This window comes from Crossiella sp. CA-258035 (genome assembly GCF_030064675.1).
Taxonomy (GTDB): domain Bacteria; phylum Actinomycetota; class Actinomycetes; order Mycobacteriales; family Pseudonocardiaceae; genus Crossiella.
Genome location: NZ_CP116413.1, coordinates 354,347 through 368,899, shown reverse-complemented (window position 1 = coordinate 368,899; position 14,553 = coordinate 354,347). Strand labels below are relative to the sequence as shown.

General features: G+C 73.8%; 16 protein-coding genes and 1 pseudogene. 4 read left to right on the top strand and 13 right to left on the bottom strand.

Features of this window, described 5'->3' with window-relative positions:
• Positions 1-5: 5 nt before the first annotated feature.
• Complete coding sequence (locus N8J89_RS01830) at positions 6-785, top strand: class I SAM-dependent methyltransferase (protein WP_283662627.1); 780 nt, start codon at positions 6-8, stop codon at positions 783-785.
• Positions 786-789: 4 nt separating this feature from the next.
• On the opposite strand, the gene N8J89_RS01825 is transcribed toward N8J89_RS01830, so the two are convergent.
• From N8J89_RS01825 to N8J89_RS01805, 5 genes are all read right to left on the bottom strand, one after another.
• A complete protein-coding gene (locus tag N8J89_RS01825; protein ID WP_252483094.1) occupies positions 790-1,575 on the bottom strand; it encodes a type III pantothenate kinase in 786 nt (261 codons plus the stop codon).
• Between the two features lie 14 nt (positions 1,576-1,589).
• Positions 1,590-2,075: an aspartate 1-decarboxylase gene (gene panD, locus N8J89_RS01820; protein WP_283662626.1), complete on the bottom strand. Its 486-nt coding sequence runs from the start codon at positions 2,073-2,075 to the stop codon at positions 1,590-1,592.
• A 15-nt stretch (positions 2,076-2,090) separates the two neighbouring features.
• On the bottom strand, positions 2,091-3,023 hold the full coding sequence (gene panC, locus N8J89_RS01815; RefSeq protein ID WP_283662625.1) for a pantoate--beta-alanine ligase: 933 nt from the start codon (positions 3,021-3,023) through the stop codon (positions 2,091-2,093).
• Positions 3,020-3,913: a Rossmann-like and DUF2520 domain-containing protein gene (locus tag N8J89_RS01810; protein WP_283662624.1), complete on the bottom strand. Its 894-nt coding sequence runs from the start codon at positions 3,911-3,913 to the stop codon at positions 3,020-3,022. Before N8J89_RS01810 ends, panC begins: the two co-directional genes overlap by 4 nt.
• A gap of 106 nt (positions 3,914-4,019) precedes the next feature.
• Positions 4,020-5,180, bottom strand: coding sequence for a PrsW family intramembrane metalloprotease (locus N8J89_RS01805; protein ID WP_349497436.1), 1,161 nt, complete (start codon positions 5,178-5,180; stop codon positions 4,020-4,022).
• Positions 5,181-5,203: 23 nt separating this feature from the next.
• On the opposite strand from N8J89_RS01805, the gene N8J89_RS01800 reads away from it, so the two are divergent.
• Together N8J89_RS01800 and N8J89_RS01795 are read left to right on the top strand one after the other, a co-directional pair.
• Positions 5,204-6,166 carry an SAM-dependent methyltransferase gene (locus N8J89_RS01800; protein WP_283662623.1) on the top strand — a complete coding sequence of 321 codons (963 nt, stop codon included), beginning with the start codon at positions 5,204-5,206 and terminating at the stop codon, positions 6,164-6,166.
• 5 nt (positions 6,167-6,171) lie between these two features.
• On the top strand, positions 6,172-7,314 hold the full coding sequence (locus N8J89_RS01795; protein ID WP_283662622.1) for an NADH-quinone oxidoreductase subunit D: 1,143 nt from the start codon (positions 6,172-6,174) through the stop codon (positions 7,312-7,314).
• A 5-nt stretch (positions 7,315-7,319) separates the two neighbouring features.
• Here the strand turns inward: N8J89_RS01795 and N8J89_RS01790 are convergent, their stop codons facing one another.
• Entirely contained in the window at positions 7,320-7,691 is a 372-nt protein-coding gene (locus N8J89_RS01790) for a VOC family protein (protein WP_283662621.1), read from the bottom strand.
• A gap of 57 nt (positions 7,692-7,748) precedes the next feature.
• Between N8J89_RS01790 and N8J89_RS01785 the strand changes: the two genes are divergently transcribed.
• Entirely contained in the window at positions 7,749-8,204 is a 456-nt protein-coding gene (locus N8J89_RS01785) for a MarR family winged helix-turn-helix transcriptional regulator (RefSeq protein ID WP_283662620.1), read from the top strand.
• Here the strand turns inward: N8J89_RS01785 and N8J89_RS01780 are convergent.
• From N8J89_RS01780 to folE, 7 genes and pseudogenes are all read right to left on the bottom strand, one after another.
• Positions 8,201-9,874: a DUF6779 domain-containing protein gene (locus tag N8J89_RS01780; RefSeq protein WP_283662619.1), complete on the bottom strand. Its 1,674-nt coding sequence runs from the start codon at positions 9,872-9,874 to the stop codon at positions 8,201-8,203. The genes N8J89_RS01785 and N8J89_RS01780 overlap by 4 nt on opposite strands.
• A gap of 109 nt (positions 9,875-9,983) precedes the next feature.
• Positions 9,984-10,442, bottom strand: coding sequence for a DUF3180 domain-containing protein (locus tag N8J89_RS01775; protein ID WP_283662618.1), 459 nt, complete (start codon positions 10,440-10,442; stop codon positions 9,984-9,986).
• Complete coding sequence (locus tag N8J89_RS01770) at positions 10,439-11,839, bottom strand: hypothetical protein (RefSeq protein WP_283662617.1); 1,401 nt, start codon at positions 11,837-11,839, stop codon at positions 10,439-10,441. Before N8J89_RS01770 ends, N8J89_RS01775 begins: the two co-directional genes overlap by 4 nt.
• A 9-nt stretch (positions 11,840-11,848) precedes the next feature.
• On the bottom strand, positions 11,849-12,346 hold the full coding sequence (folK, locus tag N8J89_RS01765) for a 2-amino-4-hydroxy-6-hydroxymethyldihydropteridine diphosphokinase (protein ID WP_283662616.1): 498 nt from the start codon (positions 12,344-12,346) through the stop codon (positions 11,849-11,851).
• A 4-nt stretch (positions 12,347-12,350) separates the two neighbouring features.
• Complete coding sequence (folB, locus tag N8J89_RS01760) at positions 12,351-12,740, bottom strand: dihydroneopterin aldolase (RefSeq protein WP_252483083.1); 390 nt, start codon at positions 12,738-12,740, stop codon at positions 12,351-12,353.
• Positions 12,737-13,621, bottom strand: coding sequence for a dihydropteroate synthase (gene folP / locus N8J89_RS01755; protein WP_283662615.1), 885 nt, complete (start codon positions 13,619-13,621; stop codon positions 12,737-12,739). Before folP ends, folB begins: the two co-directional genes overlap by 4 nt.
• 5 nt (positions 13,622-13,626) lie before the next feature.
• Positions 13,627-13,968, bottom strand: a pseudogene (gene folE / locus N8J89_RS01750) (GTP cyclohydrolase I); the annotation flags it as partial.
• Positions 13,969-14,553: the final 585 nt, after the last annotated feature.

Below are 14,553 nucleotides of genomic sequence, written 5' to 3'. Positions count from 1 at the left end.
TCGCTGTGCCGGACTTCACCGAAAGCGATCCGCTCGCTACCGAACACGCGCGCCGGGCCCGCTCCTTCGGCGCCGCGGCCGCGAGCTACGCCGACCACCGCCCCGACTACCCGGAGGCCGCGGTGACCTTCGCGCTGGCCCCGGTGGCGCGGCGACGCCCGCTGCGGGTGCTGGACCTGGCCGCGGGCACCGGAAAGCTGACCGAGGTGCTGCTGCGCGCGGGCCTGGACGTGATCGCGGTGGAACCGGACGCGGCCATGCGCGAGGAGCTCATCCGCCGGTTGCGCGGCGTGGTCGCCCTGCCCGGCTCGGCCGAGGCCATCCCGCTGCCGGACAACCGCGTGGACGCGGTGCTGGTCGGCCAGGCCCTGCACTGGTTCGACCTGGACCTGGCCCTGCCGGAGATCGCCAGGGTGCTCACCCCCGGCGGCGTGCTGGCCGCCCTGTGGAACCTGGACGACGACCGGGTGGACTGGGTCCGCGGCTTCGCCGACCTGGCCGAGAAGGGCGCCCGCTACAGCGACCGCTCCGGCCGCGGCATCCCGGACCACCCGGAGTTCCAGCCCCACGAACTACGCGAGTTCGCCCACAAACAGCCCCGCACCGCGGCTTCGCTGACCGCCACCGTCGGCACCCACTCCCCGACCCTGGTCCGCACCCCGGCCGAACAGGAAGCCCTGCTCAGCCGGGTCCGCGCCTACCTGGAGACCCACCCGGTCACCGCGTACGGGGAGTTCGACTTCCCCCTGGTGACCACGGTGTCGCGAGCGGTGGCGCGCAAGTGAGCACTCACCGCAGGTTGCGCTCGTAGACCAGCCTCAGGCCGAGCAGCGTCAGGTCGGGCACGTGGTGCTCGATGGTCGCCGACTCCGCCAGCACCAGCGTGGCCAGTCCGCCGGTGGCGATCACGGTGATCTTCTCCTCGCCCGCCGCGGTCAGCTCCTCGATGATCCGCCGCACCAGCCCGTCCACCTGCCCGGCGAAGCCGTACAGGATGCCGGACTGGAGGCATTCCACCGTGTTCTTGCCGATCACCGAGCGCGGGCGGACCAGCTCGACCTTGCGCAGCTGGGCGGCGCGGCTGGCCAGCGCGTCCACCGAGATCTCGATGCCGGGGGCGAACACGCCGCCGAGGAACTCGCCCTTGGCGGAGATGACATCGATGTTGGTGGAGGTGCCGAAGTCGACCACCACGCAGGCGCTGTCGTAGAGGTGGTGCGCGGCCAGGGTGTTGATCACCCGGTCCGAGCCCACCTCCTTCGGGTTGTCCACCAGCAGCGGGACGCCGGTGCGCACGCCGGGCTGCACGATGACCTTGGGCACCGCGTCGAAGTAGCGGCCCAGCATCACCCGCAGCTCGCGCAGCACCGAGGGCACCGTGGACAGCGCGGAGACCCCGGTGACCTGGCCGGCGTGCTCGCCGAGCAGACCGCGCACGGTCAGCGCCAGCTCGTCGGCGGTCATCCGGGCGTCGGTGCGCATCCGCCAGTCCCTGACCAGCTTCGCATCGTCCCCTGACCCGTCGTAGAGCCCGAGCACGATGTTGGTGTTGCCGACGTCGATGGCGAGCAGCACCCGCGTTGTCCTCTCTAGTTCTCGGCCTGGAGCAGCGCGTCCAGGCGCGCCGCGTCGACCGTCTCCGACTGCGGTGCGCCGTCGGTCTCCGCGGTGACCGCGCCGCTGGTCAGGCCCGAGCCCTCGGGCGCGTGGCCGGGGTCGCCGCCGAGCTCGACGATGCGGTTCTCCGCGTCCACGAAGACGACCTTGGGCTTGTACGACTTGGCCTCCGCCTCCTCCATCAGCCCGTAGGCGATGAGGATGACCAGGTCACCGGGGTGCACCAGGTGCGCGGCGGCCCCGTTGATGCCGAGCACGCCGCTGCCGCGCTCGCCGGGGATGACGTAGGTCTCCAACCGGGCGCCGTTGCTGACGTCCACGATGGCGACCTGCTCGCCGGCCAGCAGGCCGGCCGCGTCCATGAGGTCCTCGTCCACGGTCACCGAGCCGACGTAGTGCAGGTCGGCCTGGGTCACCGTGGCACGGTGGATCTTGGACTTGAGCATGGTCAGGAACATGGCGCTGCCTCCCTGTCACCGTTCCCGAGCTGGGAGCCCGGCGGCCGGGTTGTAGGTGTCGTCGTGCTCGTCGACCCCGTGTCCGACCGCCAGCTGGATGTTGTCGAGCAGGCGGGTCCGCCCGGCGCGGGCCGCGATCAGCAGCCGCGCCTTGCCGTTCTCCGGTGCTGGGCCCAGGTCCCTGGACCGCAGCTCCAGGTAGTCCAGGCTCAGCCCGGACTCGGCTTCGACGGCCGCCCTGGCCGCGGCGAGGATCGCCGCCGGGCCTTCGGGACCGGCCATCGCACCCGCCGCCAACGCCGCCGGGATCGCGAGCGCCGCCCGGCGCTCGTCCTCGCTGAGGTAGGCGTTGCGCGAGGAGAGCGCGAGTCCGTCGTGATCGCGCACGATGGGCACGCCGACGATCGCACTCTCCAGGTTCAGATCCGCCACCATCCGCTTGACCAGCACGAACTGCTGGTAGTCCTTCTCGCCGAAGAAGGCGTAGTCGGGGCGGACGATGTTGAGCAGCTTGGCCACCACGGTGAGCACGCCCGCGAAGTGGCCGGGCCGCACCGCGCCCTCCAGCTCCGCGCCGAGCGGGCCGGGGTGCACGGTGACGCCGGCGCCGGTGCCGTACATGGCCTCCGGCGCGGGGTTGAAGACCAGGTCGACGCCTTCCTCGCGGCAGGCGTCCAGATCGGCTTCCAGCGGGCGCGGGTAGCGGTGGAAGTCCTCCTCCGGGCCGAACTGGAGCGGGTTGACGAAGATCGACACCGCGGTGACCGTGCCGGGGATGCGGCGGGCGCGGCGGATCAGCGCCCGGTGGCCCTCGTGCAGCGCGCCCATGGTGGGCACCAGGTTGACCTTGCGGCCGGTCGCGCGCAGCGCCCTGGTGACCTTGCCCAGCTCCTCGGGCGAGTGGTGCACGGTCAGCTCGCCGGGCGTGAAGGGCCGTTGCCCGGTCATGGTTGCTCCTCGTCGAGTTCGAAGTGGACCGCCTCGGCCTGACCAGGCCGGAGCAGGCCCGCGGCCACCGCGCGCTCGGCGGTGCGGTGGGCCAGCGCCTGGTAGGCGGGCAGCGATTCGGGCGACTCCGCCCGCAGCACGCCCAGATGCGTGCGAATCGTACCGACATCGCCCCGGGCCACCGGACCGGTCAGGGCCCGGTCGCCCAGCCGCAGCGAGTTGTCCAACGCGGCCGAGAGAAGCGGCCCCAGCAACCGGGCCGGATCGCCCACCCCGGCCTTGCGCAACAGGTCCGCGCATTCGGCGACCAGGGTGACCAGGTGGTTGGCGCCGTGCGCCAGTGCGGCGTGGTAGAGCGCGCGGGCGGCCTCCGGGATGCGCACCGGTTCCGCGCCCATCTCCACCACCAGCGCCTCGGCCACGTGCCAGGCGATCTCGTCGCCGTCCCGGGCGGTGACCCCGAACGGGCAGGCCGCCAGGCGTTGCAGGTCCTCCGGGCGGCCGGTGAAGGTCATCGCGGGGTGCAGGGCCAGCGGCAGCGCGCCCAGCTCGGCGGCCGGGGCCAGCGGGCCGGTGCCGTGCGCGCCGGAGGTGTGCGCCACGATCTGGCCGCCGCGCAGCGAGCCGGTCGCGATCAGGCCGCGGATGAGTCCGGACAGCTCGTCGTCCGGCACCGCGAGCAGGACCAGGTCGGCGCGTCCGGCCACCTCGTCCGGCGGCAGCACGGCCGCCCCGGGCAGCAGCGCCTCGGCCCGGCGCTGGGAGGCGGCGGACACGGCCGAGGCCGCGACCACGTGGTGTCCGGCCCTGGCCAGCGCCGCGCCGAGCACGGCGCCGACCCGGCCCGCGGAGACAACGCCAACGGCGAGTCGGGCTGGTCGGTCGGTCATGGTGTCCTCTTCCAGCGTTCCAGTCCCGCTCCTGTGCGGGTACCGGACGGCGAGGGCACGGTAACCCCGTGCCCGCCGTCAGGCAGCTGATTGTGACCAGTCGCGCTCAGCCGGGCGATCCGCTGGCGATCTCCCTGGCGCGGGTCAGGGCGACCAGGAGCTCGGCGTGCCGGTCGGCCAGCTCGCGCGGGGCCGGGCCGGGGCCGATGCGGTGCCGGAGGAAGGCGAGCTCGGTGACCGCGACCTGGTACTCGGCCACCGCGCGGGAGGCGCGCTCGCCGGAGCGCTTGTGCACGGCGCTGCGCCACCAGCGGCGGCCGGGCAGCGTGGAGAGCAGCTTGACCTCGCTGGGCGCGATCCAGCCCTGCCTGGCCATCTCCGGCAGCTCGCCGGTCACCACCCGCTGCTCGCGGCGGCGCTGCCAGATCACCAGCGCCACGGTGGCCAGGAAGATCGGCACCATGATGGCGAAGTAGGTGTTGATGAAGCCGAGCCCGCCGCCGAAGGTGGCCGCGCCGTTCCACAGCGCGTGCAGGGTGACCGCGAGCAGGAAACCGGCCAGCGGGGCCAGCACCTTGACCGCCCGGTTGCCGGTGGAGGCCGCGATCCCGGCGCCGATGCCCAGCATCACGGTGAACAGCGGGTGCGCGAACGGGGAGAGCAGGCCGCGCAGGATGAACACCGCGATCACGCCGCTGCTGATGCCGCCGAGGCCGTACTCGGCGAAGGCGCGGCCGAAGTAGAAGATGTTCTCGGTGAAGGCGAACCCGGCCGCGACCAGGCCGGAGTAGACGATGCCGTCCACGATCCCGTCGAACTCGTGCCGCCGCCGCCACAGCAGCGCCACCACGAACAGGCCCTTGCCCGCCTCCTCCACCAGCGGCGCGGAGATGACCGAGGTGATCAGGTCGCCCTGGTCCTGGCCGAGCAGGATCTCGCCGAGGTGCTGGGCGGTGTCGTTGACCAGCAGCGCGCTCGCGGTGGCCCCGCAGGCGCCCCAGAGGAAGGCGGCCACCAGCAACTTGGCCGGTTCGGGCTCCCAGCGGTCCACCCAGAGGAAGGCGCCGACCACCGGGATCACCGGCAGCAGCGCGGCCAGCGCGCCGACCAGCACGGCCTCGAACCCGACCCGCGAGGTGGCCACGCCCAGCAGCACCAGGCCGGACACCCCCAGCACGATCAGGCCGAGCACCGAGCCCAGCACGGCCCGGCGGCGCCGGGCGAACTGGTCGAGCCGAGGCGAGACAGGGGCTTCTGGCGCGGTCACGATCAAGACTTTACGGTCAGCACATGCGGGACTGGCAGGACGCCTGGTGGAATGCGTTGTACTCCGATGGGGGGTTCTTCACCCGGGGTGAGCGCCCGAGCGGGCACTTCCGCACCGCGCCGCTGGTCGGCCCCGAGCTGGCCGAGGCGCTGTTGTGCCTGCTGGACCGGGTGGACCACGGTCTCGGCCGACCGTCCACTGTGGACTTCACCGATGTCGGGGCCGGTGGCGGCGAACTGGCCGAGGCGGTGGCCCGGCTGGCCCCGTCCGCGCTGGCCAGGCGGTTGCGGGTGACGGCGGTGGAACTGGGACCCGGTCGCGAGGCGCCTGGCGTCCGGTGGACCCGTGAGTTGCCTGGGGAAGTGGTCGGGCTGCTGGTCGGGCACGAGTGGCTGGACGCGGTGCCGTGCCCGGTGGTCACTGTCCACAATGGACGATGGCACCGGCTGCTGGTCGACGAGGCGGGCACCGAGCACCTGGGGCCGGAAGCGGGTCCGGCGGAGCTGGCCTGGCTGCGGCAGTGGTGGCCGGGCGGCACCCGCGCGGAGGTCGGCAGCACCAGGGACGCGGCCTGGGCGGCGGCGGTCGGCCGGGTGCGCGGGGCGGCGCTGGCGGTGGACTACGGGCACCTGGCCGGTGCGCGGCCCGAGCACGGCACGCTGACCGGATATCGGGCCGGACGGCAGGTCACACCGGTGCCGGACGGCTCCTGCGACCTCACCGCGCACGTGGCCGTGGACGCCTGCGCCGCCGCGCTCGACCTGCCCACCGCGCTGCTCGGTCAGGCCGAGGCCCTGCGCGCGCTCGGTGTCCGCGCGACCGCTCCCCCGTCCGGCCTGGCCGCCACCGACCCGGCCGCCTGGCTGGCCGCGACCGCCGCCGCGGGCCGGGCGCGGGAGCTGCTGGACCCGGCCGGGCTCGGCGGCTTCCACTGGCTGCTGCACAGCACCGAGGGCACGCCCGCGCCGGAGCTCGTGCGAGCATGACCGGCGTGAGCAGGCAGGAGATCGTCGGAGTCGGCGCGGGCGCGGCCCATCTCGGGGTGGACCGGGTGGTCGACCTCGGCCCGCTGCACCCCTCGGCGCACGGGGCCTACCGGCTGCGGCTCACCCTGGACGAGTCGCACCTGATCACCTCGGCCGAGCCGCTGGTCGGCCACCTGCACCGGGGCGCGGAGAAGCTGTTCGAGGTGCGCGACTACCGGCAGGTGCTGACCCTGGCCAACCGGCACGACTGGCTGGCCGCGTTCTGCAACGAGGTGGTGGTGGCCCAGGCGGTGGAGCGGATGACCGGGATGGACGTGCCGGCCCGCGCCTTGTGGCTGCGCACCCTGCTGTGCGAGCTGAACCGCCTGCTCGCCCACCTGATCTTCCTGACCCCGCTGACCCGCGCCGCCGACGGCGCCACCACCGCGGCCACCACCGCCGCGCAGGCCGGGACGCAGGCGGTCCAGGCGGTGATGGAGGAGGCATCCGGCGGCCGGATCCACTTCATGGCCAGCCGCATCGGCGGCCTGCGCGAGGACGTGCCCGCGGGCTGGACCGAGCACGCGACCGCCGCACTGTCCATTGTGGACACGGCATTGGCCGCGATCCAGTCCACTGTGGACTCACCGGAGTTCGTTGCCGCGCACCAGGGAGTCGGCGTGCTCAGCGCGGCCGACGCGATGGCCCTCGGCGTCACCGGCCCAGCCGGGCGGGCCAGTGGCCTGGACTTCGACCTGCGCCGGGACTCTCCCACCTCGGCCTACCCGGACCTGGAGGTCACCCCGGTGCTGGCCACCGAGGGCGACGCGCTGGCCAGGGTGCGCTGTCTGACCGGCGAGGTCGCCCAGTCCCTGCGCCTGGCCCGCGAGTGCCTGACCAGGCTGCCCAGCGGCCCGGTGAACCTGCGCCTGCCCAAGGCGGTCAAGGCCCCGGAGGGCTCGGTCTACACCTGGGGCGAGGCCCCGCTGGGTGTCTCCGGCGTGCACCTGAGCTCCCGTGGCGAGAAGACGCCATGGCGGCTCAAGCTGCGCACCCCCTCCTTCAACAACATCCAGGCCCTGGCCGCCCTGCTGCCGGGCACTCCGGTCGCCGCGCTGCCCGCGGTGCTGGGCTCCTTCGCCGTGATCGTCGGCGACGTGGACAAGTAGCCGCCTCAGGCCCGGTCGTGGATGGTGACGGCGTACCCGTCGGGGTCGGTGAAGGTGAACGTGCGCCCGAACGGGCCGTCCACCGGCGCGGCCGGGATCGGCACGCCCGCGGCGGCCAGCTCGTCGTGCAGGGCCTGGGCGTTCTCGGCGTGCAGCCACAGGGCCACCCCGACACCCGGCCGCGGGGTGGCCGCGTCCAGGTCGACGCCGGGCAGCGGTTCGCGCACCGCGAAGGGGATCGGCTTGGTGTCGAACACCACCGCGGCCGGCGGACTGGCGGGCAGTCTGCGCAGGCCGAGGCGGGTCTCGTAGAACTCGGCCGCGCGGTCCAGGTCGCGGACCTGCAGGGCGAGGAAGTCGGGCCCGGTGACGGTCATCTGCGTTGCTCCCTATGTCAGGACATTGACATAGGGAGTATGTGTCAAGATCCTGACATGAGTCAAGGGGAACCGGTCGGCGAGCTGACGGAGTCGGTGGGTTACGCGCTCAAGCAGGCCGCCGCCGCGCTGCGCGCCGGGATGGACGCCGCGCTGCGGCCACTGGAGCTCACCGTGCCGCAGTACGCCTGCCTCGAACTGCTCGGTCAGCGCCCAGGGCTGTCCAACGCCGAGCTGGCCCGCGGTGCGTTCGTCACCCGCCAGTCCATGAACGGGGTGCTGCGCGGCCTGCAGGAACGCGGCCTGGTCACCCGCCCGGCCAGCGCGCCGCACGGCCGGGCGCTACCCACCGAGCTCACCACGGCCGGGCGCGAGCACCTGCGCCGGGCCAGCGTGGCGGTGCGCGCGGTCGAGCGGCGGATGCTCACGCCACTGACGAGCGCGGAACAGCGGCGGCTGCACGGTGATCTCGCCGCCTGCGCGGCGGCGCTGACGCTGGAGAGCGCCGACTAGTCCTTGCGACGGCGGCGGCGCGGTGGCTCGGTGTTGCCGTGCGCGGCCAGCAGCTCGCTGACGGACTTGCCGCCACCGCCGTGCGCGCCGGTGTCCGGGTCCACCCGGGGACGGCCCGCGTCGTCGGAGAGTTCGGGGTTCCAGCCGCCCATGGCGTCCCAGGAGCTCTCCGGCTTGCGGCGGCGACCGCCACCGGCGTCCTCGGGCTCGGGTTCCGGTTCTGGCTTGCGGCGGCGGCCCGCGGCGGTGGCCGGGGGCTCCTCGTACTCGGGTTTGCGCCTGCGGCCCTGGGGTTCCTCGCCCTCGGGCTTGCGGCGGCGGCCAGTGGACTCGGCGTCCCAGGAGGAGCCGGTCGACGGGGAGCCGGCGTCGAACGCCCAGGACGGGGTCGCGGCGGGCTCGTTGGGTTCCGGGTCGGGACGGTAGCGACGGGCCACCGCCTCAGTCTGGTCGATCACCGACGGCTGACCGGTTCCGGGGTGACGATCACCGACGGTGGGCAGCACCTCGGGGCGCTCGGCCGGGCGCGCGGGCTGGGCCGGACGCTGCACCTGGCCACTGCCGATCACCTCGCCGCGGGTCACCGCGGGTTCCGGGCGCGACGGCCGAGCGGGCGGGGTCTCGGTCCAGGTGGACGCGCCGCCGTCCAGCTCGGCCACTATGGAGGCGCTGGCCGGTTCCGGACGGCGGAACTCCGGGCGCTGCGCGGGCTGGGGCTTGGCCTGCTGGGGCTGGGCCGGCGGCTGCGGCTGGGCCTGCCTGGTCAGCCGGGCGGTCTCGGCGAAGGCCGGTTCCGGCTCGCGGCGCTCCGGCTCACGGCGTTCGGGTTCGCGGCGCGGCTGCTGCCGGTCCCGCTGCACGTCGGGGCGGCTGGGTTCCGGGGTGGTCTGCTTGCGCGGCGGCACGTGCTGGCGCTGCGGGGCGGCCGGGCGGTTCTCCCGGCGCTGCGCCTCGGCGCGCACGGCCTCCTTGGACACGAAGGCGGTGCGGGCGGCGTCGGCGCGGACTTCCGCGGGCGGCTGCTCCTTGCGCTCGGGGCGCACCGCGGGGATCAGCTGGGTGCTCTCCTCCTGCCGGGTGGCCTGCGCGCGGACCGGCTCCACCGTGCCCGCGGTGATCTTGCGGATGCGCTCCTCGGCAGAGGCGATGACCCGGTCGGAGCGGTCGGAGATGGCCAGGCGGCGGGACTGGTCGGGCAGGGAGCGCATGCGGGTCGACTCGGCGCGTAAGGCCACCCGTTCGACCAGCACCTCACCGCCCAGCAGCGCTTCCAGGTTCTCCCGCAGCGCGCGCAGCTCCTTGCGCAGGTCGTCCAGGTCGCTGCGGGACTCCGCCTCGATCCGCTCCCTGGTCTTGGCCTCGAAGTCGAGCTCGTACTCGCGCCGGGCGGCGACCTCGCACTCCAGCTCCAGCTCGTAGACCCGGTGCAGCTCCTCGGCGCGCTGGGCCCGCTCGCCCGCCTGCTTGCGGTACCGCGCGGCGGCGAAGGCGCCGACCAGGGCCGCCCACAGGGCCGCGACCACGCCCAGCCGCAACCATCGGGCATCGTCGCTGACCACGAGCACTGCCGCGGCGGTCGCCGCCAGGAGCAGAACCGCTCCGAGCAGCAGGAATCCGTTACCGCGGGCCGTGCTGCGAGGCTCGGCGGTCGAGTCGCTGCGGCCGTTCATGGCCCCTACGGTACCCGGGAGTTATCCGTTCGAGACCTGTCCACCAGGTTCCGGATTGGTAATGAAGTCGATCCGGGGACGAAAAAATCAACGGACAGCGATCTCACCATCACGGTGCGTCCCGGTCCTCCGGCAGGTCAGGCGTGCGGCAGCAGTGCTCCAGCCACAGCCCGGCGGCGATCAACGCGGCCGCGCTGACCGCGCCCAGCACCGCGGGCACGAGGTCGTTCTCGGCCGCGGCCAGCTGCCCCTGCAACGGCAGCAGGTAGGCGATCATGCCCAGCCACACCCCGAGCAGCACCGCCCCCGCCAGCGAGGACGCCTTGGCCAGCGCGACCGAGCGGGCGGCCACCAACGGTTCCAGCACACGGGCGTGCGGACGGCGCTGGATCCGGCCGCGCAGCACGAACCCCCACCAGAGCTCGCCGAGCGCGACCGGCAGCAGGGTGACCCCGGCCAGCACCGGCACCCTGGGCACGTAGCCGTAGGCCAAGCGCAGTGCGAGATAGACCACAACCGCGAGCACCAGCCCCGGCACGACGAGGTCGCGGGCCCTGGTGAACCTCATATGCTCCCCATTCCCTCGGCCACCCCGGCCATCGGCTCGGCGATGCGCTGGTTCAGCGGCACCGCCAGGAAGAACTCGCGCAGCTCCGGGTCCAGCGAGTTCGCCTTGGCCCGCACCAGCTGCCGGGCGCGGGACAAGGTCTCCACCGCGGCGTCGGCGCGCCCGGACCGCCGCTGCGTCTCCGCGTGCCAGTACAGGACCTCCTCGCCGCGCACCGTGGGCAGCGGGCCGCGCCTGGCGTAGAGCTCGACCGCGGCCGCGCTGGCCGCGTGCGCCTGCGGCAGCTCGTCCATGGCCAGGTGCAGCCGGGCCAGCAGCGAGTGCGCCAGCACCTCGCTGCGCACCATGGACACCCGCTGGCAGCGCTCCAGGTTGGCCGCCAGCAGCTCCTCCACCGCGCCCAGCACGTCCGCCCGGCGGCCCGCGGTGAGCAGCAGGCCCTCGGCGTAGAGGTTGCACACCAGGGTGGCCACGGTCATCGAGGGCGTGCGGTTCGTCTCCGCCCACGCCGACTCCAGCACGTGCACCCCGGCGGCCAGGTCGCCCAGCTCCACCCGCAACCGGCCGAACAGCGCCAGGTTGTAGGCGTGCCACGGATCCGGCGCGCCGTCGCCCAGCCCGACCGCCTCGGTCAGGGTGTCCGCGGCCGGGTCCCACAGCCCGATCGCCAGCTGCGCCTTGGCCAGGTGGTTCAGCGCGATGGGCAGCAGCGAGGCCGACTCCGGCTCGGCGCGCAGCCGGGCCGCCACGAACTCCAGCCTGGTCTTGGCGATGCCCAGGTAGCCCGCGTCGAACTCGCCGACGCCGATCTCCAGCTCGGTCCGCCGGAACGCCCCGCGCAGCACCGTGGACCGGCTGCCGGTGATCTCCGGGCTGGCCTTGGCCCGTTTCTCCGCCTCCAGCAGCACCGCCAGCCCGGCCCGCAGGTCCCGCTTGGTCAGCTCCCGGCCGTAGGCGGACAGGGTGAGGAACTGCACCACCGCGTCCCCGCTCTGGCTGGCCAGCTCCACCGCCCGCCGCTGCACGGCCAGCGCCGCCTCCACGCCCTGGGTGCGGTGCAGCACCCGGCCGGCCACCGAGGCCGCCCTGATCCGCAGCTGGAGGTCGCCGATCCGGGCCGCGGCGGCCTCGGCGTCGGCGGCCCAGCGCTCCACCGGGTTGGCCGCGCGGTACTCCGGGCTGCGGCTCCAGCGCGGTTCGGTGAGCAGCAGGAGCAGTTCGAGCAGCTCCACCCGCAGCCGGTCGGTCTCCTCGGAGAGCGAACCGGGCAGCTCGGTCAGGCCCTCCCGGCACACCGCCTCGGCCTCGGCGTCCTTGCCCCGCTCGGCCAGCGACCGCGCGGACCGCAGGGCGGACTCCGCGAGCAGCACGGCCTCACCGGGGCGGTGGTGCGTCACCTCGGCCTCCTACGCCGGCGGGAGCGTGAGCGGAAGATCGTCCCGCCTGCGCACCCCGTCCAGCGACAGCGCGGCCAGCAGCGCGGCGACCGGGCCGTGGCCGGGCAGGACCGCGGCGGGCTCGACGTCCAGCCAGGGCGCGAGCACGGTGGCCCGCTCCGGGGTGCCCGGATGCGGCAGCAGCAGGTCGGGGTGCGCCGAACGCACCCCGTGGACGGTCACCACGTCGACGTCCAGGGTCCGCGGCCCCCACCGCAGGGTCCGGACCCGGCCGGCCGCATTCTCCAGTTCCTGACCACGGCGCAGCCACCCCCACTCGTCGGTGGCCGGATCTTCGACCAGCAGCACCGCGTTGAGGAAGTCGTCCTGGTCGGTCACGCCCCACGGGGCGGTCTCGTAGACCGGCGACACCGCCCGCACCGCCGCGCCGAAGCCGTCCACGGCGAACTGGAGGTGACCGAGCCGGTCCCCCAGGTTCGAGCCGAGGGAGAGCACCGCGGCGCTCATCGGCTCAGAAGTCCATGGCCGTTTTGCCGCGGGCCCGGCGGGACCGCCGGGCGGTGACCGCGACATCGGCGAAGGTCAGCGGGATCGGCGCGGACGGCTTGTGCACGGTGACCTCGGCGGCGTGCGCCCGCCGGTCGGTCATCACCTCGTCGACCACCCGCGCGGCCACCGTCTCGATCAGGTCGCACGGCTCGCCGCCGACGATCGCGGCGGCCCGCTGGGCCAGCGCGCCGTAGTCCAGGGTGTCGGCCAGGTCGTCGGTCTCGGCCGCCACGTCCAGGTCCAGCCACACCGTGATGTCGATCAGGAAGTCCTGGCCGTCCCGCTTCTCGTGCTCGAAGACGCCGTGGTGCCCGCGCACCCGCAGGCCGGTCAGCGTGATCCGGTCGGTCACCGATCCCCCTTCTCCGCCGTGACCGGCGCGCGCACGCCGCCACGGGCCCAGGCCGAGGCCACCGCGACCGCGTCCAGTGATCCGTGCACGTCGTGCACCCGCACCCCCCACGCCCCGGCCGCGGCGGCCAGCGCGGAGACCGCGGAGGTGGCCGCCTCGCGGCCGTCCGGGCTGCGCGGCGAACCGCCGGGCCCGGCCAGCAGGCTACCCAGGAACCGCTTGCGGGAAGCGCCGACCAGCACCGGGAAGCCCAGGTCGATGAGCTGGTCCAGGTGTTGCAGCAGGGCCCAGTTGTGCCGGTCGGTCTTGGCGAAACCCAGCCCGGGGTCGATCACCAGCGCCTCCGGGGCCACCCCGGCGGCCAGTGCCGCGTCCACCCTGGCGGAGAGCTCGGCGCGCACGTCGGCGACCACGTCCCGGTAGCTGGCCAGCAGGTCCATGCCGGCGCTGTGCCCGCGCCAGTGCATCAGGATCCACGGCACGCCGGCCTCGGCGACCACCGAGGCCATCCGCTCGTCGGCCAGCCCGCCGGAGACGTCGTTGACGATGCTCGCCCCCGCCGCCAGCGCGGCCACCGCCACCTCGGCGCGCATGGTGTCCACACTGACCAGCACACCCTCGGCGGCCAGCTCCCGGATCACCGGCACCACCCTGGCCGCCTCCACCTCCGGCGCCACCCGCTCCGCACCCGGCCGGGTGGACTCCCCGCCGACGTCGACGAGGTCCGCCCCCCTGCGGTGCATCTCGATGCCGTGGGCCACCGCGTCCGCGGTGTCCAGGTAGCGGCCACCGTCGGAGAAGGAGTCCGGGGTCACGTTGACCACGCCCATGACGACACACCGGCCGGGGTCGGGCAGCAGCCGATGCAGCGCCGCTCCCATCACGTTCACCGTCCCTTGATCAGCTCCAGCGCCTCGGCCCGAGAGGAGGCCGAGGTCTTCAGCAGACCACGAACGGCTGACGTGACGGTGCGCGACCCCGGTTTCCGGATCCCGCGCATCGCCATGCAGAGGTGTTCGGCCTCCATCACCACGATCACCCCGCGCGGATCCAGCTTGCGCACCACCGCGTCGGCCACCTGCGAGGTCAGCCGTTCCTGCACCTGCGGCCGCTTGGCGTACAGGTCGACCAGCCGCGCGATCTTGGACAGGCCGGTGACCCGGCCGTGGGCGTTCGGGATGTACCCGACGTGCGCGACCCCGTGGAAGGGCACCAGGTGGTGCTCACAGTTGTGCGTCAGGTGCCCGGCCACCAGGAAGGTCGGATGCGGGTCGCAGGTGAAGCTGTACACGGTGTACGGCTTCGCCCCGCTCGCCTCGATCCGCCGGACCGACTCCACCTTCACCCAGCGCGACTCGACCAGGTCGGTCCGATGCGACTCCTGGGGGAAGCCGTGCCTGCTCAGCCAACTGTCCGCGATGTACAGCTGCGAGGCCCGGTCAGCCTTCGGTGAGAACCGCGCGCCGGTGATCTGCGCCAGGTCCTCCAGGAAGGGCACGTTCGCGCTGACCGCCGTCCGGCCGTTGCTGTACTTCGACCGGCAGCCGTCCCCGTCCACGTAGCCGTCGAGGAAGCCCGCGAAGGTGCCGTGGTCGTTGAGCACCACCCGCGGGAAACGCTGCCGCTGGTGATGCGCGTCACCGCCGACGTACTGACGCATCAGATCGGCCAGGTACGAGGAGCCGACCCGAACCCGGTAGCCGCCGACCATCCGCTGCAGGTAGCCGGACGGACGCTCCACCGGCTCGATCCGGGCGTCGATCCGGAAGGCGTACCAGAGGGCCTCAGCGAACTTCTTCGCGTACTCCTCGTC